This window comes from Aeromonas sp. 30P (genome assembly GCF_051919805.1).
GTDB classification, from domain to species: Bacteria; Pseudomonadota; Gammaproteobacteria; order Enterobacterales; family Aeromonadaceae; genus Aeromonas; species Aeromonas veronii.
In genome coordinates this window covers 4000459-4019363 of sequence record NZ_JBQBEA010000001.1, presented here as the reverse complement: position 1 = coordinate 4019363, position 18905 = coordinate 4000459, and the positions used below count along the sequence as shown (strand labels likewise).

16 protein-coding genes, 12 tRNA genes and 2 pseudogenes are annotated in these 18905 nt (G+C 55.9%); 27 read left to right on the top strand and 3 right to left on the bottom strand.

The window, feature by feature from the left end; all coding sequences use genetic code 11:
* The first annotated feature begins 219 nt into the window (after nt 1–219).
* The 25 genes and pseudogenes from ruvA (at nt 220) to ACTG2B_RS18675 (ending at nt 12971) form a co-directional block, all read left to right on the top strand.
* Entirely contained in the window at nt 220–834 is a 615-nt protein-coding gene (gene ruvA / locus ACTG2B_RS18795; protein WP_005335746.1) for a Holliday junction branch migration protein RuvA, read from the top strand.
* Nucleotides 835–842: 8 nt separating this feature from the next.
* Nucleotides 843–1853 carry a Holliday junction branch migration DNA helicase RuvB gene (gene ruvB, locus ACTG2B_RS18790; RefSeq protein WP_005335744.1) on the top strand — a complete coding sequence of 337 codons (1011 nt, stop codon included), beginning with the start codon at nt 843–845 and terminating at the stop codon, nt 1851–1853.
* A gap of 934 nt (nt 1854–2787) precedes the next feature.
* The gene (locus ACTG2B_RS18785) at nt 2788–4344 is read left to right on the top strand and encodes a cytochrome ubiquinol oxidase subunit I (RefSeq protein ID WP_439996610.1); all 1557 of its coding nucleotides are present in this window, start codon (nt 2788–2790) and stop codon (nt 4342–4344) included.
* 11 nt (nt 4345–4355) lie between these two features.
* Nucleotides 4356–5492 carry a cytochrome d ubiquinol oxidase subunit II gene (gene cydB, locus ACTG2B_RS18780; RefSeq protein ID WP_005335741.1) on the top strand — a complete coding sequence of 379 codons (1137 nt, stop codon included), beginning with the start codon at nt 4356–4358 and terminating at the stop codon, nt 5490–5492.
* 14 nt (nt 5493–5506) lie between these two features.
* A complete protein-coding gene (cydX, locus tag ACTG2B_RS18775) occupies nt 5507–5623 on the top strand; it encodes a cytochrome bd-I oxidase subunit CydX (RefSeq protein ID WP_005304933.1) in 117 nt (38 codons plus the stop codon).
* Complete coding sequence (locus ACTG2B_RS18770) at nt 5610–5921, top strand: cyd operon YbgE family protein (protein ID WP_374996054.1); 312 nt, start codon at nt 5610–5612, stop codon at nt 5919–5921. Before cydX ends, ACTG2B_RS18770 begins: the two co-directional genes overlap by 14 nt.
* A gap of 105 nt (nt 5922–6026) precedes the next feature.
* Nucleotides 6027–6434, top strand: a complete 408-nt coding sequence (gene ybgC / locus ACTG2B_RS18765) for a tol-pal system-associated acyl-CoA thioesterase (RefSeq protein WP_407957540.1) — start codon at nt 6027–6029, stop codon at nt 6432–6434.
* Nucleotides 6424–7112 (top strand): annotated as a pseudogene (gene tolQ / locus ACTG2B_RS18760) (protein TolQ). The gene ybgC and the pseudogene tolQ overlap by 11 nt, the downstream one beginning before the upstream one ends.
* On the top strand, nt 7112–7558 hold the full coding sequence (gene tolR / locus ACTG2B_RS18755; protein WP_005354757.1) for a protein TolR: 447 nt from the start codon (nt 7112–7114) through the stop codon (nt 7556–7558). The pseudogene tolQ and the gene tolR overlap by 1 nt, the downstream one beginning before the upstream one ends.
* A 5-nt stretch (nt 7559–7563) precedes the next feature.
* On the top strand, nt 7564–8697 hold the full coding sequence (tolA, locus tag ACTG2B_RS18750) for a cell envelope integrity protein TolA (RefSeq protein WP_013723471.1): 1134 nt from the start codon (nt 7564–7566) through the stop codon (nt 8695–8697).
* A gap of 95 nt (nt 8698–8792) precedes the next feature.
* Entirely contained in the window at nt 8793–10115 is a 1323-nt protein-coding gene (tolB, locus tag ACTG2B_RS18745) for a Tol-Pal system beta propeller repeat protein TolB (protein WP_439996609.1), read from the top strand.
* Nucleotides 10116–10164: 49 nt separating this feature from the next.
* Nucleotides 10165–10689, top strand: a complete 525-nt coding sequence (pal, locus tag ACTG2B_RS18740; protein ID WP_005304908.1) for a peptidoglycan-associated lipoprotein Pal — start codon at nt 10165–10167, stop codon at nt 10687–10689.
* A gap of 158 nt (nt 10690–10847) precedes the next feature.
* Entirely contained in the window at nt 10848–11648 is an 801-nt protein-coding gene (gene ybgF / locus ACTG2B_RS18735) for a tol-pal system protein YbgF (RefSeq protein ID WP_021231759.1), read from the top strand.
* 174 nt (nt 11649–11822) lie between these two features.
* Nucleotides 11823–11898 (top strand) — tRNA-Lys (locus tag ACTG2B_RS18730).
* A 31-nt stretch (nt 11899–11929) separates the two neighbouring features.
* Nucleotides 11930–12005: transfer RNA gene (locus ACTG2B_RS18725), tRNA-Val, on the top strand.
* A 23-nt stretch (nt 12006–12028) separates the two neighbouring features.
* Nucleotides 12029–12104 (top strand) — tRNA-Lys (locus tag ACTG2B_RS18720).
* A gap of 16 nt (nt 12105–12120) precedes the next feature.
* Nucleotides 12121–12196, top strand: a tRNA-Val gene (locus tag ACTG2B_RS18715).
* Between the two features lie 22 nt (nt 12197–12218).
* A tRNA-Lys gene (locus ACTG2B_RS18710) sits at nt 12219–12294 on the top strand.
* A gap of 16 nt (nt 12295–12310) precedes the next feature.
* Nucleotides 12311–12386, top strand: a tRNA-Val gene (locus tag ACTG2B_RS18705).
* A gap of 35 nt (nt 12387–12421) precedes the next feature.
* Nucleotides 12422–12497, top strand: a tRNA-Lys gene (locus tag ACTG2B_RS18700).
* Nucleotides 12498–12513: 16 nt separating this feature from the next.
* Nucleotides 12514–12589, top strand: a tRNA-Val gene (locus ACTG2B_RS18695).
* Nucleotides 12590–12612: 23 nt separating this feature from the next.
* A tRNA-Lys gene (locus ACTG2B_RS18690) sits at nt 12613–12688 on the top strand.
* 16 nt (nt 12689–12704) lie between these two features.
* Nucleotides 12705–12780 (top strand) — tRNA-Val (locus tag ACTG2B_RS18685).
* Nucleotides 12781–12802: 22 nt separating this feature from the next.
* A tRNA-Lys gene (locus tag ACTG2B_RS18680) sits at nt 12803–12878 on the top strand.
* Between the two features lie 17 nt (nt 12879–12895).
* Nucleotides 12896–12971, top strand: a tRNA-Val gene (locus ACTG2B_RS18675).
* A gap of 329 nt (nt 12972–13300) precedes the next feature.
* Here the strand turns inward: ACTG2B_RS18675 and ACTG2B_RS18670 are convergent.
* Nucleotides 13301–14614 carry a sodium-dependent transporter gene (locus tag ACTG2B_RS18670; protein WP_439996608.1) on the bottom strand — a complete coding sequence of 438 codons (1314 nt, stop codon included), beginning with the start codon at nt 14612–14614 and terminating at the stop codon, nt 13301–13303.
* A gap of 431 nt (nt 14615–15045) precedes the next feature.
* Here ACTG2B_RS18670 and ACTG2B_RS18665 point away from each other — a divergent pair, with 431 nt between their 5' ends.
* Nucleotides 15046–15765 carry a substrate-binding periplasmic protein gene (locus tag ACTG2B_RS18665; protein WP_182963242.1) on the top strand — a complete coding sequence of 240 codons (720 nt, stop codon included), beginning with the start codon at nt 15046–15048 and terminating at the stop codon, nt 15763–15765.
* A 3-nt stretch (nt 15766–15768) separates the two neighbouring features.
* Here ACTG2B_RS18665 and ACTG2B_RS18660 read toward each other — a convergent pair whose 3' ends face one another.
* Nucleotides 15769–17082 carry a sodium-dependent transporter gene (locus ACTG2B_RS18660; RefSeq protein ID WP_069554891.1) on the bottom strand — a complete coding sequence of 438 codons (1314 nt, stop codon included), beginning with the start codon at nt 17080–17082 and terminating at the stop codon, nt 15769–15771.
* 211 nt (nt 17083–17293) lie between these two features.
* A pseudogene (locus ACTG2B_RS18655) lies at nt 17294–18132 on the bottom strand (isopenicillin N synthase family dioxygenase).
* Nucleotides 18133–18339: 207 nt separating this feature from the next.
* Here ACTG2B_RS18655 and ACTG2B_RS18650 point away from each other — a divergent pair.
* On the top strand, nt 18340–18903 hold the full coding sequence (locus tag ACTG2B_RS18650) for a DUF2799 domain-containing protein (RefSeq protein WP_005362971.1): 564 nt from the start codon (nt 18340–18342) through the stop codon (nt 18901–18903).
* The last annotated feature ends 2 nt before the right edge of the window (nt 18904–18905 follow it).

Here is an 18905-nt window from a genome sequence, read left to right as displayed (position 1 = left end):
TTCCGAACGGGTTTAGTGTAGTGGTTTATCCCCCGCTCGGGGGCCGGTGCGGCGCTGAAACATCCCGTGCACTGGCTGCACCCGATCAAGCATGGTGGAAAATGGGATAAAAAGCCTCTCTGACTACGCGGGTGTTGCTGCCCTATGCTGGATACTTATCCAGTTATTCTTTATGCTATGAGCCAATTTACGAATAGTTGTATTGGTGAGGAGAGAGCCGTGATTGGTCGCTTGAGAGGCATTGTCATTGAAAAGCAGCCCCCCGAGGTCCTGCTGGAAGTGGGCGGGGTTGGCTATGAGGTACAGATGCCGATGAGCTGCTTCTATGATTTGCCGGAGATCGGCAAGGAAGCGACCATCCATACTCACTTCGTGGTGCGGGAAGATGCCCAGCTGCTCTATGGTTTTAACCACAAACAGGAGCGGGCGCTGTTCCGCGAGCTGATCAAGACCAACGGAGTCGGCCCCAAGCTGGCGCTGGCGATTCTTTCCGGCATGACAGCTACCCAGTTTGTGCTGAGTGTCGAACGTGAAGAGATAAGCTCTCTGGTCAAACTGCCGGGAGTCGGCAAGAAGACCGCCGAGCGGCTGGTGGTGGAGATGAAGGATCGCCTCAAGGGGTGGGTCAGTCACGACCTCTTCTCCCCAGCCATGGTCACCCTGCCAGCCAGTGAGCCCGAATTGCGGGCACCGGATGTGACCGAAGAGGCGGCCAGTGCGCTGGTGGCCCTCGGTTACAAGCCGCAGCAGGCGAGTCAGATTGTCAGCAAGATCGCCAAAGAGGGGATGTCGGTGGAAGATATCATCCGTGAATCCCTGCGTAGCCTGGTATGAGGTAGTTGATGATTGAAGCAGACCGCCTCATTTCGGCCAGTGCCGCCCGTGAGGATGACATTATTGACCGGGCTATCCGCCCCAAGAAGCTGGCTGACTACACCGGTCAGGATACCGTCTGCGAACAGATGGAGATCTTTATCGAAGCGGCCCGTCAGCGGGGTGAAGCACTCGATCACCTGCTGATCTTCGGTCCGCCGGGTCTGGGCAAGACTACCCTCGCCAACATCGTCGCCAACGAGATGGGGGTCAATATCAAGACCACCTCCGGCCCGGTACTGGAGAAAGCAGGGGATCTGGCCGCGCTGCTCACCAACCTCGAACCGAACGATGTGCTGTTCATCGATGAAATCCATCGCCTCAGCCCTGTGGTGGAGGAGGTGCTCTATCCAGCGATGGAGGATTACCAGCTCGACATCATGATCGGGGAGGGACCCGCAGCTCGCTCCATCAAGCTGGATCTGCCTCCCTTCACCCTGATTGGCGCTACCACCCGGGCAGGTTCACTGACCAGCCCGCTGCGGGATCGCTTCGGCATCGTCCAGCGGCTGGAGTTCTACAACGTCAAGGACCTGACCGATATCGTCTCCCGCAGTGCCCGTTGTCTGGGGCTAGACATGACGGAAGATGGTGCCATTGAGGTCGCCCGTCGCTCTCGCGGCACGCCGCGGATTGCTAACCGTTTGTTAAGGCGGGTGCGCGACTTTGCCCAGGTGAAATCCGATGGCCGGATCGACGGCCCCATTGCTGCTCGCGCCATGGACATGCTGGATGTCGATAACGAAGGCTTCGACTTCATGGACCGCAAGTTATTGTTGGCTGTGATAGACAAGTTTATGGGGGGCCCTGTGGGTCTCGATAATCTGGCCGCCGCGATCGGGGAAGAGAAAGATACTATCGAAGATGTGTTGGAGCCTTATCTGATCCAGCAAGGGTATCTGCAACGTACACCCAGAGGACGGATTGCGACCACACGAGCCTACGCTCATTTCGGTCTTCAGCGACCAGATGAGAAGTAAAAACAGTCGTTTGAACATGAAACCGCCGTCAAAGGCGGTTTTTTATTATCCGGGCAAAAAAAAGCCCACGGCGGATGCGGTGGGCAAAGACAATTCAGGATGGATGTTCACAGACAGTGAGTGCGTCTGGACACAGACCGGAAAATAAACAGGTGAGCCGTCGCGAGCTCTCAGAGTCGGTTCAGTTGATAGAGCTGAACAAAGGAAAGCTTGTAGTAACGGATGGTTTTAGCAACAAACTTTTTCATCTTCGATTCCAATAGACAGGTTCAAATTGATCGTCGAATACGTACCGTGAACCCGGATTAACCGGCCTGTATCCAAGGGTATGCCCTCACTGCGAGGCGCATTGTAGGAGTTCGAATCGACCCCGGCAAACAAGAAAAATTGCACTCTTCAAATTAGTTTATCTAATGTCTTTATTGATGAAATTGGTTCGCATGAGTATGCATTCTTTGCAATTTTAAATTGAGTTTTCGAATCAGATTGCCTGACTCGGATAACATGGAAAAAGGCGCGTCATTCACGCTTTTCAAATTAAACCGAGCGGTGGGATGTTAAATTCTTAAATTGATTTAAATCAATGTTTTACGCTTTATCGTGTTTTGTGATCTGGCTCGCGTCAATAATCGTGAAATAGATTAAAAATGCCTTTCAAAGCCATGTATGGCGGGTCCTTTTACATTGATTTCAATCAAATAAAGGTGATATAAAAACCCGGTCATCATGGGCGAGAATAAATTTAGGCTGATTGTTTTGGAATTGTTAAACATTAGCTTTATTTGTGTTCTCGTATTGCCTTGTTGTTAATGCCAGTGGTTACTGAACGCGTTTTGTTGTGACACGTCCCAATAAGGCTCATTCGCTAACCTCCAACGGAAGCTTTGTGCTTAAAACTTAAAATAGCCGTGCCAATAATCGGTGAGGAAACATCATGATTGCTGAGCATGTGGTAGACCTATCGCGGTTCCAGTTCGCTGCGACGGCCCTTTATCACTTTTTGTTTGTACCCCTGACGCTGGGAATGGCCTTTCTCCTGGCGATCATGGAATCCGTCTATGTGATGACCAACAACACCATCTACCGGGACATGACCAAATTCTGGGGTAAGTTGTTTGGTATCAACTTTGCCTTGGGGGTCACCACAGGTCTGGCCATGGAGTTCCAGTTCGGGACGAACTGGGCTTACTACTCCCATTATGTCGGCGATATCTTCGGGGCCCCGCTGGCTATCGAAGGGCTGATGGCCTTCTTCCTGGAGTCCACCTTCGTCGGTATGTTCTTCTTTGGTTGGGATCGTCTGAGCAAGCATCAGCATCTGGCTGCCACCTGGTTGATGGCGCTGGGTACCAACCTTTCAGCCCTCTGGATCCTGGTCGCCAACGGCTGGATGCAGAACCCGGTCGGTGCCGAGTTCAACTTCGAATCCATGCGGATGGAGATGATGAGCTTCGCTGACGTGGTGCTCAACCCGGTTGCTCAGGTCAAGTTCGTCCACACTGTGGCGGCTGGCTATACCTGTGGCGCCATGTTTGTGCTGGGTATCTCCTCCTACTACCTGCTGAAGAATCGTGATGTGGCGTTTGCCCGTCGCTCCTTCGCCATTGCCGCTGCGTTCGGTATGGCTTCCATCGTGTCCGTGCTGATCCTCGGTGACGAATCCGGTTACGAGACCGGTGAAGTGCAGAAGGTGAAACTGGCCGCTATCGAAGCTGAGTGGGACACTGAACCTGCTCCGGCTGCCTTTACCCTGTTCGGTATTCCGAATCAGGAAGAGATGCGCACCGACTACGCCATCAAGATCCCCTATGCGCTGGGCATTATCGCGACCCGTTCTCTGGACGGTCAGGTAACCGGTCTGAAGGATCTGAAGAGCGAGCACGAACTGCGCGTTCGTAACGGTATGACCGCTTACGACTTGCTGACCAAGCTGCAATCCGGTGACAAGTCTGACGAGACCCGCGCTCGCTTCGACGAAGTGAAACAGGATCTGGGCTACGGTCTGCTGCTCAAGCGCTACACCAGCAACGTGACCGATGCTACCGACGAGCAGATTAAGGCCGCCGTGGATGACTCCATCCCGCAGGTACTGCCGCTGTTCTTCGCCTTCCGCATCATGGTTGCCGTCGGCATGCTGATGCTGGTGCTGATTGGTATGGCCTTCTATGACAGTGCCCGTCACCAGATCGGCAAGCGCAAGTGGCTGCTCAAGGGTCTGCTGTGGGGTATCCCGCTGCCGTGGATCGCTATCGAAGCTGGCTGGTTTGTTGCTGAATATGGTCGCCAACCGTGGACCATTGCAGAGGTGTTGCCGACTTCCCTCTCTGCATCCAATTTGCCTGCAGCCGAGATCTGGTTCTCTCTGATCGGTATCTGCCTGTTCTATACCGTACTTCTGGTTATCGAGATGTACCTGATGTTCAAGTATGCCCGTCTTGGCCCCAGCAGCCTGAAGACTGGCAAGTATCACTTTGAACAGATCAAGGCATAAGGAGAGCGACCATGTTTGATTACGAAACTCTGCGTGTCATCTGGTGGGCTCTGGTCGGCGTACTGCTGATCGGTTTTGCCATCACTGACGGCTTCGACATGGGGGTAGGCGCACTGCTCCCGTTCGTCGGCAAGAAAGATGTCGAGCGCCGCGTGATGCTCAACACCATGGGACCGCACTGGGAAGGTAACCAGGTTTGGCTGGTCACTGCCGGTGGTGCCTTGTTCGCCGCCTGGCCGATGGTGTATGCCGCGACCTTCTCCGGCTTCTACATCGCCATGATCCTGACGCTGATGGCGCTGTTCCTGCGTCCGGTCGGTTTCAAGTACCGCTCCCTGCGTGCTGATGCCAAATGGCGCAGCAACTGGGACTGGGCCTTGTTCGCCGGCAGCGCCGTACCGCCCATCGTCTTTGGTGTGGCCTTTGGCAACCTGCTGCAAGGCGTTCCGTTCGAGTTTAACCAGTTCATGATGTTGACCTATCACGGCAACTTCTTTGGTCTGCTTAACCCGTTCGGCATTCTGGCTGGTCTGGTGAGTCTGTTCATGCTGCTCACCCAGGGCGCAACCTGGTTGATGATGAAGACCGACGGTGAAGTGCTGGCGCGTTCCCGCACTGCCGCCATGATCTGCTCACTGCTGACCCTGGTGCTGTTTGCTGCCGCGGGTTGGTGGGTAAGCGGTATGGAAGGGTATGTCATCGTCAAGGCTGCCGCGACTGACGCAGTATCCAACCCGATGAACAAGGAAGTTGTCCTGCAGGCTGGTGCCTGGATGAACAACTACACCCTCTATCCGTGGATGGTGGCTGCCCCTGTACTGGGTCTGGCCATGAGCCTGCTGACTGCGCTGTTTGCCCGCATGAACATCGGCTGGCTGGCGTTTACCAGCTCCTCGCTGGCGATTGCCGGGGTCATCCTCACTGCCGGTTTCTCCATGTTCCCGTTCGTGATGCCCTCAAGCCTTGAGCCGTCACTGAGCCTGACCATGTGGGATGCTACCGCCTCTTTCAACACCTTGCAGGTGATGACTGTGGCCGCAGCGATCTTCGTACCGATTGTGCTGGGTTACACCATCTGGACTTACATCAAGATGTTTGGCCGGGTAACCAACAAGCACATCGAAGATAACCAACAATCTCTCTATTAAGAGGTGCGCTGACAATGTGGTATTTCACCTGGATCCTGGGGCTGTTGCTGGCCTGTGCATTTGGCATCATCAATGCGCTGTGGCTGGAACACACCGAGAACATGGATCGTCAGATCGATGAGAACAAGTGATCGACTCGCCAGGCTCGCCGCTCCACTGGAGCGGCAGCCGTGGCAGGGGTTGATGTTACTCGCGGCGGCCTTGTTGGCCGTCGCTATTTTACAGGCCCCCAATCTGATCGCGGCCAACACCAGCGAGCATGGTCTCTGGCTTGCTCCCTGGCTGATGTGGGCCGTCTGTTGTGGCGTACTTAACGGGCTTGGCTTTCATCTGAAAAGCCTGCCCGGACGAGTGCTGTTCAACCCCTGGCTCGCCTGGCCCAGTTTGTTGTATGGCCTCTGGCTGACACATTCATATTTCCTTTCATAAAAAACGGGGGGAGGCAGGATTTCCCTGTCTCCCCCTGCTTCTTTCCTATTCAGCCCTGCGCTATGATAGCCCCCCATCTGACTGTCGAATGGATCACAGATTGTTATGGGGGAAGTCTTTGAGTTTCCGGTGCGTGTCTACTACGAAGACACCGACGCCGGGGGCATCGTCTACAACGCCAATTATCTCAAGTTTATGGAACGTGCTCGCACCGAGTTTCTTCGTGCCAAAGGGGTCGAACAGGACGTCTGGCTGCAGGAGGGATATGCCTTCGTGGTGAGCCGAACTGAGATCGATTTCCGCTCGGCGGCCCGTTTTAATGAACTATTGAATGTATTAACGCAAGTGATTGAAGTGAAACGCGCATCCCTGCGCTTTTCGCAGCAGATCCTGGCGGCTGATGGACGACTGATCACCCAGGCCATGGTACAGATAGCCTGTGTCAGTCATCCGCATATGAAACCTGTAGCTATACCTGAAAAAATCAAGGGAGTGCTGTTAAGTGCACGCTGAAATTTCGTTTATTGGCCTGTTTTGGCAAGCCAGCCTGTTGGTAAAACTGGTCATGATGACCCTGATGAGCATGTCTATGTCTCGTGGGCGCTGATTATCCAGCGTTCAAAGGCGATCAAGGCGGCCAATCTCGCATCGGAACAGTTTGAAGATCGCTTCTGGTCAGGGGTCGATCTCAATCGCCTCTATCAGGAGTCCTCTTCCCGCCGCGATGATATCGAAGGCATGGAAGATATCTTCTACTCCGGCTTCAAGGAGTATGCCCGCTTGCTCAAGGCCGGTGCCCGTGGTCAGGATGCGGTGATGGATGGTACCTACCGCGCCATGCGCGTCTCCCTCTCCCGCGCGGTGGATGATCTGGAATCCAACTTGCCGGTGCTGGCGACCATCGGCTCCATCAGCCCCTATATCGGTCTGTTTGGTACCGTATGGGGGATCATGAACGCCTTTATCGCCCTGGGTCAGGTGCAGCAGGCTACCTTGCAGATGGTGGCACCGGGTATCGCGGAAGCGCTGATCGCTACCGCCATGGGTCTGTTTGCCGCTATCCCGGCGGTTATCTTCTACAACCGCTTCTCCAACAAGGTCGAGCGGCTGGAGAACGCCTACGCCAACTTCATGGACGAGTTCACTACCATTCTGAACCGTCAAATTGCACAGCAGCAGGGTGATCAGTAATGCAAACCTATCAGCGGATCCGGCGTAAGAAGGTGGCCGAGATCAACGTGGTTCCCTATATCGACGTCATGCTGGTGCTGCTTATCATCTTTATGGCGGTCACGCCGGTGATCACGCAAGGGGTCAAGGTGGATCTGCCACAGGCTGAGTCCGAGCAGTTGCCGGAAGATGCCAAGCCGCCCTTCATCGTCAGCGTCAATACCGAAGGCGAGTATGTCATCAAGGCTGGCGAAGCCGATGACGAGCCGGTGCCAAGCGGCACGCCAGAGGCGATGCAGCAATACATCACCGAAAAAGCCATGGGCTATCTGGCGATCAACCAGAATGCCCCCGTGGTGGTCGCGGGTGACAAGGCCGTGCGCTACGAAGAGGTGATCCTGTTGATGGTGGCCCTCAAGAAAGCGGGTGTGCCTCAGGTTGGCCTGATGACAGATCCGGTGAACTAACGGAGATGGATGTGAAGCGTGGTATTTCCGGTTATCTCATCGCGTCGTTTCTGCTGCACCTGATCATCGGCATCATCCTGTTTGTCGGGCTCGATTTCAGCAAACCGAAACGACCCGAATCGAAGGGGCAGATCGTCAATGCCGTCATGCTCGATGAGAACTTCCTCAACGAACAGGCCAAGCAGATCCAGCAGCAGAAATCTCAGCCCAAGCCTCAAAAGGTAGAGAAAGAGAAGGATAAGGAAGACACGGATCTCGCCAAGCGCGAGCTGGCTCAGAAACAGGAGCAGCTTCGCATCGCCGAGACCAAGCGCAAGCAGGCCGAAGAGGCGACTCGCAAGGCCGAGGCCGAGAAGCAGAAGAAGGTGGCCGAGCAGAAGCAGGCGGAAGAGAAGGCCCAAAAAGCCGAGGAAGCCCGCAAGCTGGAAGAGCAGAAGGCCAAGAAGGCCGAAGCCGAGCGTAAAGCGGCGGAAGCCGAGAGCAAGGCGTTGGCGTTGAAGAAGAAAAAGGAACAAGAGAAGAAAGAGGCCGAAGAGAAGGCCAAGGCGGCAGAAGCCAAGGCCAAGAAAGCGGAAGCTGACAAGAAGGCCAAAGCCGAAGCCGAGAAGAAAGCCAAGGCAGAAGCAGAGAAAAAAGCCAAAGCCGAGGCCGAGAAGAAGGCCAAGGAAGAGGCTGAGAAAAAGGCAAAAGCTGACGCAGAGAAGAAAGCCAAGGCAGAGGCCGAAAAGCAGGCCAAGATCGCGGCTGAGCGCAAGCGTAAAGCGGCCGAGCAGGCCAAGCTGCAAAAAGAGATGGAAGAGATGATGCAGCAGCAGCTGTCGGCTGAGGCCAATGCTCGCAGTCAGGCGGCATCGGCAGCAGCCCAGGGCGAAGTCGACAAATATGCGGCGCTCATCAAGGCCACTGTTGAGCGGTATATGATTTTGGATCCCACCATGCGGGGCAAAACATGTACTATCGGCGTACGTCTTGCGAGCAGTGGCTTTGTCATATCGGTAGATAACGGCCAGGGTGACCCGGCGGTCTGTCGTTCCGGTAAGGCGGCTGTTCTGAAAGCCAATCAACTGCCTGTGCCCAAGGATCCTGCGGCATTCGAGATGTTGAAGGAATTTAACCTGAAGTTAGAACCGAGTATCTAAGCGTGATAAAACGAGGTTGCTTGCCTCCGGTTGGCAACCTCTCGCCGAGAAAGGAATTTAACCTCTCATCTATATTGGAACCGAGTATTTAAGCCATGATCAGAAAAGTATTTTTTGCTTTGGTTGGCTGTTTGTTGCTGGGCCAGAGTGCCCAGGCGGCCCTGGACATCGTCATCACCGGCGGTATTGATAGCGCACGCCCCATCGCCGTCGCCCCCTTCAAGTGGGAAGGTAACGGGCAGTTGCCGCAGGACATCGCGGAAGTGGTCTCCAACGACCTGATGCGCAGCGGCAAGTTCAAGCCGCTGGCCCGTGGCCAGATGCCGCAGACCCCGAGCAGCAGCAGCGAGATCAACTTCGCTCCCTGGGCCTCCCAAGGGGTTGAAGCCGTGGTGGTGGGTTCCATTTCGGCAGTCGGTGACGGCACCTACAAGGTCAACTTCGAGCTGGTCGATGTGCTGAAAGGCCAGCTGGCCAAGGCGCAAGGTGGCGAGAGCAACGGTTACATTCTGGATAGCCGCATGGCGACCATCCCGGGGGCCCAGATGCGCCAGTTTGCCCACCGTATCTCAGATATCGTCTATGAGCGTCTGACTGGCGAGCGCGGTGCCTTCCTGACCCGTCTGGCTTATGTCTCTGTACAGCAGGGTACCCAGTTCCCGTACCAGCTGCGTATTTCTGACTACGACGGTTACAACGAGAAAACCCTGCTGCGCTCCCGCGAACCGTTGATGTCTCCAGCCTGGTCGCCGGATGGCAGCAAGCTGGCTTACGTGAGCTTCGAGAACCAGAAGTCCGAAATCTACGTACAGGATTACACCCAGCAGCGCAGCCTGATCACCAGTTTCCGCGGTATCAACGGGGCGCCGGAGTGGTCTCCGGATGGTCGTCGTCTGGCTATCGTTCTCTCCAAAGATGGTTCACCGAACCTCTATGTGGTTGATGTCGCTAGCAAGCAGCTGACCCGCGTCACAACCAGCCGTGTGATCGACACCGAACCCTCCTGGATGCCGGACGGGCAAAATTTGTTGTTCACCTCTGAACGTGGTGGCAAACCCCAGATTTATAGCGTAAATTTGGCGACTGGTATGACTCGCCGGATGACTTGGGAAGGTGAATCCAACCAGGGTGCATCCATCACTCCTGATGGCAAAATCATGGTGATGGTGACCCGTGTTCAGGGACAGTATCGTATTGCCCGTCAGGACATGGAAAACAATGCCCTGTTGGTCCTTACCCAGAGTGCTCTGGATGAGTCGCCAAGTGTGGCTCCCAATGGCAGCATGATCATTTATGCCACCATCTATCAGGGTCGTAAGAGTCTCGCGTTGGTGTCGACTGATGGTCGCTTCAAGGCTGTGCTTCCGACCAGTAGCGGTGAAATTCGTGCACCAGCTTGGTCGCCCTTCTTGAATTGATAAAAATCCAATTGTTTTTTGTTTTGTTATAAAGGTTTAAGGAAATAGCATGCAACTCAATAAACTGCTCAAGGGTTTGGCCATCGCACTGCCACTGTTCACCCTGGCCGCTTGTAGTTCTTCTTCTGATTCTGACGCCGCTGGCGCTGAATCAGGTATGACCGACGGCATGGGCGGTGTACAAACCGGCGGCGCCAACGGCATGTTGTCCCCGGAAGAGCAGATGCGTCAGAAATTCGAAGCACTGCAGCGTGACAACGTGATCTACTTCCCGTTTGACGGTTACGATATCCAGGGTCAGTACGCTGATCTGCTGGATGCCCACGCCAGCTACCTGCGCGAGCGCCCGAGCGTTAAAGTCCTGATCGAAGGTCACGCCGATGAGCGCGGTACTCCGGAGTACAACATCGCCCTGGGCGAGCGTCGTGCCAAGGCTGTTGCCAAGTATCTGCAAACCCTGGGTGTGCAGGCCGAGCAGCTCTCCATCGTCAGCTATGGCGAAGAGAAGCCGCTGGACATGTCCCACACCGAGGATGCCTTTGCCAAAAACCGCCGCGCGGTTCTGGTTTACTAAGGTTTAAACCGAACGAAGTTCGTTTATATGCAAGCGGCCATTTCGATGGCCGTTTTATTTGCACTAAACGCCAAGGTTTGATCCGAATGAAATCTGCATATGCGAGCGACGATGGCGCTGGCCGTTTTATCTGTACTAAACGCTAAGGTTTGATCCGAATGAAATCTGTGTACAAGCAAGCTGTCGTTGCGCTGGCCGTATTGGTTGCTCTGAATGCGCAAGCTGCGGCTCCTGTCAGCGATCTGGGCGGTGACTCAAGTGGTGGGGTTGTCCTTAGCGGCAACAACGGCGCCATCGTGCCCACCGGTAGCCTGGAAGATCGGGTTGCCCTGCTGGAGCGCACCCTCAATGCCCGTCTGCGACTGCAAGCTGAATTGCAGCAACAGGTCGACTCCCTGCAAGGTGAGGTTTCCGAGCTGCGTGGTCAGCTGGAGCAGCAGACCTACCAGATGGAACAGTCGCAAGAGCGCCAGCGTCAGCTCTACCAGGAGCTCGACAAGGTTGCCAGCAGCCAGCAAGCTGCTCCAGCCGCCCCGGCCCCTGCTGCTGCCACACCGGCTGCTGCCGCCAATTACTCAACCAATCAGGATGAGAACCAAGCCTACGACGCAGCGGTCAACATGGTGCTCAAAGAGAAGAACTACGACAAAGCGATTCCGGCTTTCCAGGGCTTCATCAAGCAGTACCCCAATTCGGGCTATGTTCCCAATGCACACTACTGGCTCGGCCAGTTGCTGTTCAACAAGGGTGACAGAGCCGGTGCCTCGGCCCAGTTTTCGACCGTGGCCAACAAATACAGCAAATCCCCCAAGCGAGCCGATGCGCTGCTGAAGCTGGGTATGCTGGCGCAGCTGGATGGCAAGAAGGCGGAAGCCAAATCCTTCTATGAGCAGGTGATCAAGGGCTATCCCAACACCTCGCCGGCCCAGTTGGCCAAACAGAGTCTGGCCAAGCTGTAACATTGCTGTATGTCACTGTTTTCGTAACGCTACTGTAAAAACAGCCTGCATTTGTACGCACAGTGAGCAAACGGATTTAAATTACGAATTTTCTGTTGCACCGGAAATTTAAATCCGTAATATAGGCCGCCGTCAGAGCCGAAGCAGTAATGCAGTCGGAACTGGTCGTGGTGAGGGTCGTTAGCTCAGTCGGTAGAGCAGTTGACTTTTAATCAATTGGTCGCTGGTTCGAATCCAGCACGACCCACCATTTTCTCCACTCGGTGGAGACAGAATTCCCAGGTCGTTTAGCTCAGCTGGGAGAGCACCTCCCTTACAAGGAGGGGGTCACTGGTTCGATCCCAGTAACGACCACCAGTTTGTAAAAAAATGATTTAGATGGGTCGTTAGCTCAGTCGGTAGAGCAGTTGACTTTTAATCAATTGGTCGCTGGTTCGAATCCAGCACGACCCACCATCATTTCAGAATCCCAGGTCGTTTAGCTCAGCTGGGAGAGCACCTCCCTTACAAGGAGGGGGTCACTGGTTCGATACCAGTAACGACCACCAGTTTGTAAAAAATGATTTAGATGGGTCGTTAGCTCAGTCGGTAGAGCAGTTGACTTTTAATCAATTGGTCGCTGGTTCGAATCCAGCACGACCCACCATCATTTCAGAATCCCAGGTCGTTTAGCTCAGCTGGGAGAGCACCTCCCTTACAAGGAGGGGGTCACTGGTTCGATCCCAGTAACGACCACCATATTTGCAGTAAAAAGTTTAAAAAATGATTTAGATGGGTCGTTAGCTCAGTCGGTAGAGCAGTTGACTTTTAATCAATTGGTCGCTGGTTCGAATCCAGCACGACCCACCATCATTTCAGAATCCCAGGTCGTTTAGCTCAGCTGGGAGAGCACCTCCCTTACAAGGAGGGGGTCACTGGTTCGATCCCAGTAACGACCACCAGTTTGTAAAAAAATGATTTAGATGGGTCGTTAGCTCAGTCGGTAGAGCAGTTGACTTTTAATCAATTGGTCGCTGGTTCGAATCCAGCACGACCCACCATCATTTCAGAATCCCAGGTCGTTTAGCTCAGCTGGGAGAGCACCTCCCTTACAAGGAGGGGGTCACTGGTTCGATCCCAGTAACGACCACCAGTTTGTAAAAAATGATTTAGATGGGTCGTTAGCTCAGTCGGTAGAGCAGTTGACTTTTAATCAATTGGTCGCTGGTTCGAATCCAGCACGACCCACCATCATTTCAAGAATCCCAGGTCGTTTAGCTCAGCTGGGAGAGCACCTCCCTTACAAGGAGGGGGTCACTGGTTCGATCCCAGTAACGACCACCATATTCGCAAGCGATGCTGAGATATCAGCTGCGATTGCAGAGAAAGTCCCCATTCAGATGGGGATTTTTTTTGCCCGCAATTCAGTGCTTCAACTTCTTCTGTTGCCGTTGTGGCGAGCCGAACGCCACCTCTTATTGTGCCACTCTGCCACTCTGCCACTCTGCCACTCTGCCACTCTGCCACTCCGATCCTTCTTCATCCTGCTCTTCCGAGATTGCCCGACTGCACTCCTGTCCATCGTGATGCTGCTCATATGAATGCCTGTAATAAAGTGAACGCCAGCAATAAAAAGGGCAGGCCAAGGCCTGCCCGCAAAGATGCGCAAGGTGCTACATGATCCCGCGGATCAAGATCCCGCTGATCAGCAGCGGCGCCACCACGCGCCAGCACCAGAGCAGCGCCAGACGCAGGGCGGGTGACAGGCCTACAGGGAGAATGGCATCACCCAATCGCCAGCCCAGCAGCAGGGTCAGTACCAGACCAAACAGCGGCATCATCAGGTTGGAGGTCAGATAGTCGAGCAGCTCGAAGATGGTCTTGCCAAACAGGGTCAGATCACTCCATGGGCCGAACGACAGGCTCACCGGAATGCCGGAGGCCATGATGAGCAGAGTCAGTACCCTGCAGGCGCCACGACGCGACCAACCCCACTCCTCGGTAGTGAAGCGCACCAGATGCTCAAGCATGGAGATGGAAGAGGATAGGGCTGCGGCCAGCAGCAACAGGAAGAAGACCACACCTAATCCCTGACCGAACGGCAGATGACTGAACACGGCAGGCATGGTCATAAAGGTGAGCCCTGGGCCCGCGGTGGGATCGATGCCGGTGGAGGCCAGCGCCGGGAAGATCATCAAGCCCGCCAGCACCGAGATAAGGCTAGCCAGTGTGACCACCCAGACCCCGGAGCGCAGCACCCCTTCGCTATTGGGCAGGTAGGCGCCATAGGTCGTGTGTACCCCGAGCCCGATGGAGAGGGAGAAGAAGGCCAGTCCCAGCGCGTCCAGCACGCTCTGGCCGGTCAGCATGGAGAAGTCCGGCAGCAGCAGCTGGCGCACACCCGCCATGGAGCCCGGCATGGAGAGGCCAACCCCCACCAGCAACAACATCATGATGAAGAGCGCGGGCATCATCCAGCGCAGTGCCCGCTCCACCCCTTTCTGAATACCCCCCTGCACGAACCACCAGGTAAGTCCCGCGAAGATCAGATGGGTCAGCACCGGCCACCAGGGGTTGCTGACATAGCCGTTGAACAGGGCGGTGAGGGCGCTCCCCTCGCTCAGGTTGAGCTTGCCAGCCATCGCCAGCGCGGCGTAACCCACGGTCCAGCCACCGACCACGCTGTAGAAGCTGTAGATAAAGAAGCCGCAGGCGATCCCCATATACCCCATCCAGCGCCAGTTCAGCCCCACCAGTTTGCGAAAGGCGCCGAGCACCCCGCGCTGGCTATGGCTGCCGAGCAGAGTTTCGCCGACCTGTACCGCTACCCCCAAGGTGAAGCTGAACAGCAGAAACACCAGCAGAAAAGCGCCACCGCCATTGGTGGCGGTCACATAGGGAAACTTCCAGATGGCACCAAGGCCAATCGCTGTGCCTGCTGCGGCCAGCACATGACCGAGACGGGAAGACCACTGAACCTGGCTCATACAACCTCCGGGTAACACGACATCGAAGCAATACTCCTGAGTAGCAATAAACGACAGACCATAAAAAAGGCCGCCTGAGGCGACCTTTGCAATGAACATTCAGAAAAACTGTGCGTGCAAGGTCACCTCTCTTGCGAGCTAAAAAATCGACCAAACAGCACGAGGATGGCAGACATGAGGTGACAACCTGACTAATGAATGAGGAAACAGCCTAAACCATGGAAAGAATAATTGACACATAAAATCAAAAATTTTTTTGTGTGCCGCTGTCACCACTCTGGCTATACGTACAACTCAATGGGGGAAAACCTCGCCGGGCCGTATCTTTTCTACCTTGTGGCTATTTACTGGGCGATAATCGACGTAGCTTCTTCTGGAACTAGTGACCGCTACATGGCGCTGACGGGAACAACGATGAGACAGGATGTCGTATGAGATGGATGGTGCTGCCCTGGTTATTGATCAGCCTGAGTGTGTCGGCGCAGCCCGGATTAACCCTGCTGAGTCACGACTTACCCCCCTTTACCGAATACCGCGACGGCAAGCTCGATGGCTTCGCCATTCGTTTGATTGATGAGGTGCAGGAGGAGCTTGGCACCCGCTATCCGGTGCGGATTTACCCGCTCAAGCGGGCGCTGGCGCTGGCACGGGTCGAGCCCGGCTATGGATTGTTCGTGGTACAGCGGCTCCCGGAGCGGGAGTCCCATTTCAAATGGGTTGGCCCGCTCTTTATCAATCGGGTCTTTATCTATCAGGCGCCGGATAGTCGCCACCCGCTGACCTCGCTGGCGCAGCTGCGGGATCTGCCCAGAGTGGGGGTAGTGCTGGGCAATGCCGATGATGTGCGGCTGACCCATGAGGGCTACACCAATCTGGTGCGCTACAAGACGGTCGGGGAGGCGATAGAGCGGCTGATGCTGGGCAAGATCGATGCCTTGCCGATGGCGGAGCTGGTGATGGAAGCCACCCTCGACAAGATGGGGTTATCCCGGCGCAGCATCGTCAGCAGTGGTGTACTGCTCCATCAGGCCGGTCTTTATATCGTCTTCTCCAAGGGAACGGATGATGCCGAGATCACCCGCTGGCAGCATGCCCTGGAGGCCGTCAGAGCCGCACAGGGGCGGGCCGATGCGCCCACCCGCGAAGAGTAACCGTCACACCAGACCGCGAATCAAGATCCCGCCGATCAGCAAGGGGGCAATCCAGCGCCAGCAGTTCATCAGCAAGTGATGCCAGTGGCTGGCAATCCCCTGCGGCAGCGCCTTGCGTCCCAGCTTCCAGCCCAGCAGCAGCGTCAGCATCAGGCCGAACAGCGGCATCATCAGGTTGGAGGTGACAAAGTCCAGCAACTCGAAAATGGTTTTGCCAAACAGGGTGGCGTGTTGCAACGGGCCAAACGACAGGCTGACCGGAACACCGCTAACCATGACGAATCCAGTGATGGCGCTGCAAGCCGTGCGGCGTGACCAGCCCCAGGTCTCGCACAGGAAGCACTGCAAATGTTCCAGCAGGGAGATGGCCGAGGAGAGTGCCGCAAAGACCAGCAGGGCGAAGAAGATCACCTCAAGTACCTGACCGAAGGGCAGCAGCTGAAACACCGCCGGCATGGTCATGAAGGTGAGACCGGGGCCGGAGGCCGGGTCGATACCGGTCGAGGCCAGCACCGGGAAAATCATCAGCCCCGCCAGTACCGCCACCATGCTGGCCAGCAGCACCACCCAGAGGCTGGAGCGACCAACCCCTTCGCTGGTCGGCAGATAGGCGCCGTAGGTGGTGTGAATGCCCAGACCGATGGAGAGGGAGAAGAAGGCCAGCCCCATGGCATCGAGCACGCCGGACATCCCCAGCTTGCTGAAGTCGGGCATCAGGAAGTGACGAACCCCCGCCATCGCATTGGGCAGGGTGAGGCCAAAGGCGACCAGCATCAGGATCATCAGGAACAGGGCCGGCATCATCCAGCGCAAGGTGCGCTCCACCCCTTTCTGAATACCTCCTTGCACCACCATCCAGGTGAGGGCGGCAAACAGCAGATGGGTGAGAATGGGCCAGACGTCGCCGCTGACATAGTCATTGAAGCGGGCGGTGAGGGCTGCTGCATCACCATGGTTGAGATCGCCGGAGATGGCCATGCCGGTATAACCCAGGGTCCAGCCGCCCACCACGCTGTAGAAGCAGTAGATGAGCAGGGTTGAGATCACCCCCATTACCCCAACCCAGCGCCACTGTTTGCCGAGCAGATCGGAGAAGGCACCGACTACCCCACGGCGACTCATGCTGCCGAGCAGGGTCTCCCCCATCAGTACCGCAACCCCCAGGGTGAAGCTGAACAGCAGAAAGACCAGCAGGAAGGCGCCGCCGCCGTTGACGGCGGTGACATAGGGGAATTTCCAGATTGCGCCGATACCGACCGCGGAACCCGCTGCGGCGAGAATGTAGCCGAGTCGGGATGACCATTGGGACTGCTTCATAAGAACTCCAATCAAGCGCCCCTTGGCAGGGGCAGAATGGCGCTCATGTTACGGAGGTCACTGCGCAATCACTACGACAGTTATCAGGTGTAAATGCGATTTATTGGCATGATTTGCTAATTTAATTCTGTTTTTTGCCCAATCCTGCCACCAAATAAAAACCGGAGCGAGATTGCTCCGGTTTGGTCTCTGACAGCTGCTCGTCGGCGGACTAGATCACTCCCAGCTCCCGTAGCCGCTCCATCAGGTAGCTGTGGGCGGTATGGCGCTCGGAGAGCACCACATCCGGGCGCGGGTGGAGGAACAGCGGCAGGGAGATACGCGACTTGGCGGCACTGCCACCGGTCGGGTTGATGACGCGGTGAGTGGTGGAAGGGTAGTAGCCGCGAGAGGCCTCCTGCAGCATGTCGCCGATATTGATGATGAGGTGCCAAAGTCGCACGGCACGTCCATCCACTCGCCATCGGAGCCCTTCACCTGCAGCCCCGGCTCGTTGGCGGCGGGCAGAATGGTAAGCAGGTTGATATCCTCGTGGGCGGCGGCGCGGATGGCGCCCGGCTCCTCGGTGCCATCGAACGGCGGATAGTGCAGCACCCGTAGCAGGGTCTTCTGGCTCTCTTCGATCATCGAGGAGAGGGGGCAGCTGTAGTTGGCGGCGATATCGGCCGGGGTGTGCTGCTCGACCCAGCCCAGCAACTCGGCGGCCAGACCGTTGGCGAGACGGTAGTACTCCATCGCCTGCTCTTTCAGCTCTTCCGGCATCTGGCCCCAGGGGTAGATGTGGAAGTACTCCTTGATGTCTTTCTGGCTATGGCCCTTGGCCACCTCGGAGACCGAGGGCGGGAAGTAGCCATCCTGGGTTTCGCGGTTGAACAGGAAATCCTGCTTCTGCTCGCTCATGAAGAAGCGATACCAGTTGTCGTAGATGGATTGCACCAGCTCTTTCGGGATGGGGTGGTTGGTCAGCACACCAAAGCCGGTGGTACGCAGGGATTCGGTGAAGCGTTGGGCCGCATCGGGTGAGCGGTAATCGACGGTCAGGACTTTCATTGTTTTTGTTGCGCGCCAGTTAAAAGATGGCGCAGTTTACCTTGCACCTGATAACAAGGAAAGCGGGTTGGCCGCCCTGTCTGGCACGGCGTTGAATAGTGACAAAAACATCAAATAAACCGCGCCAGACCGCACGGGAGCGCATCCCTTGTTATGGCCTTTTATCCTCTCTAGAATGCCGGTCACTATCTTTTCCGGAGTCTGTTCATGTCCCCCAAAATCCTGTTGCTGACCCTGCCGGTATTGCTGGCGGGATGCAGTGCCCTGTCAGAAGATGAGTGCCGCACCATGAGCTGGTACAACCTGGGTTATCAGGATGGATCGGAAGGCAAAACCCGTCAGGCGACCCGCGATTACGTTTCGTCTTGCAGTGAATATGGCCTCAAAGTGGATGAAGCCGAGTGGAAACGGGGCTACGACAAGGGGCTGGAGCTCTACTGCATTCCCGAGCTGGCTTACAGCAAGGGCAAGGAGGGGCAGGCCTATCTGGGGGTATGCCCCAATGATGCCAGCTTCCTCAAGCAGTATCAGCGTGGCTACGAAGAGTACAAACTGGCTGCCCGCCTGCGGGAGATCAGCGACGAGCTGGAGCGTACCGAGCGGGATATCGATACGCTGGAGCGCAGCATCCGCAACGAAACCAACACGGAACAGCGCGACTACTACCGCGCCAAGCGCGATCGGGCCATTCGCCACTACGAATCCCTGCGCCGGGAGTACAACCGTCTGCGCTATCCGGATCGGGTGATCCAGTTCTCCTTCGGCGGTTAATC

Bases quoted from the DNA above. Each gene is read 5' to 3' on its own strand.
- tolA (WP_013723471.1), top strand. From the start codon at position 7,564: ATGGATGTGAAGCGTGGTATTTCCGGTTATCTCATCGCGTCGTTTCTG.
- tolB (WP_439996609.1), top strand. From the start codon at position 8,793: ATGATCAGAAAAGTATTTTTTGCTTTGGTTGGCTGTTTGTTGCTGGGC.
- ybgC (WP_407957540.1), top strand. From the start codon at position 6,027: ATGGGGGAAGTCTTTGAGTTTCCGGTGCGTGTCTACTACGAAGACACC.
- ACTG2B_RS18650 (WP_005362971.1), top strand. From the start codon at position 18,340: ATGTCCCCCAAAATCCTGTTGCTGACCCTGCCGGTATTGCTGGCGGGA.
- ruvB (WP_005335744.1), top strand. From the start codon at position 843: ATGATTGAAGCAGACCGCCTCATTTCGGCCAGTGCCGCCCGTGAGGAT.
- ybgF (WP_021231759.1), top strand. From the start codon at position 10,848: ATGAAATCTGTGTACAAGCAAGCTGTCGTTGCGCTGGCCGTATTGGTT.
- ACTG2B_RS18665 (WP_182963242.1), top strand. From the start codon at position 15,046: ATGAGATGGATGGTGCTGCCCTGGTTATTGATCAGCCTGAGTGTGTCG.
- ACTG2B_RS18785 (WP_439996610.1), top strand. From the start codon at position 2,788: ATGATTGCTGAGCATGTGGTAGACCTATCGCGGTTCCAGTTCGCTGCG.
- ACTG2B_RS18670 (WP_439996608.1), bottom strand. From the start codon at position 14,614: ATGAGCCAGGTTCAGTGGTCTTCCCGTCTCGGTCATGTGCTGGCCGCA.
- ACTG2B_RS18660 (WP_069554891.1), bottom strand. From the start codon at position 17,082: ATGAAGCAGTCCCAATGGTCATCCCGACTCGGCTACATTCTCGCCGCA.
- cydX (WP_005304933.1), top strand. From the start codon at position 5,507: ATGTGGTATTTCACCTGGATCCTGGGGCTGTTGCTGGCCTGTGCATTT.
- cydB (WP_005335741.1), top strand. From the start codon at position 4,356: ATGTTTGATTACGAAACTCTGCGTGTCATCTGGTGGGCTCTGGTCGGC.
- tolR (WP_005354757.1), top strand. From the start codon at position 7,112: ATGCAAACCTATCAGCGGATCCGGCGTAAGAAGGTGGCCGAGATCAAC.
- pal (WP_005304908.1), top strand. From the start codon at position 10,165: ATGCAACTCAATAAACTGCTCAAGGGTTTGGCCATCGCACTGCCACTG.
- ACTG2B_RS18770 (WP_374996054.1), top strand. From the start codon at position 5,610: ATGAGAACAAGTGATCGACTCGCCAGGCTCGCCGCTCCACTGGAGCGG.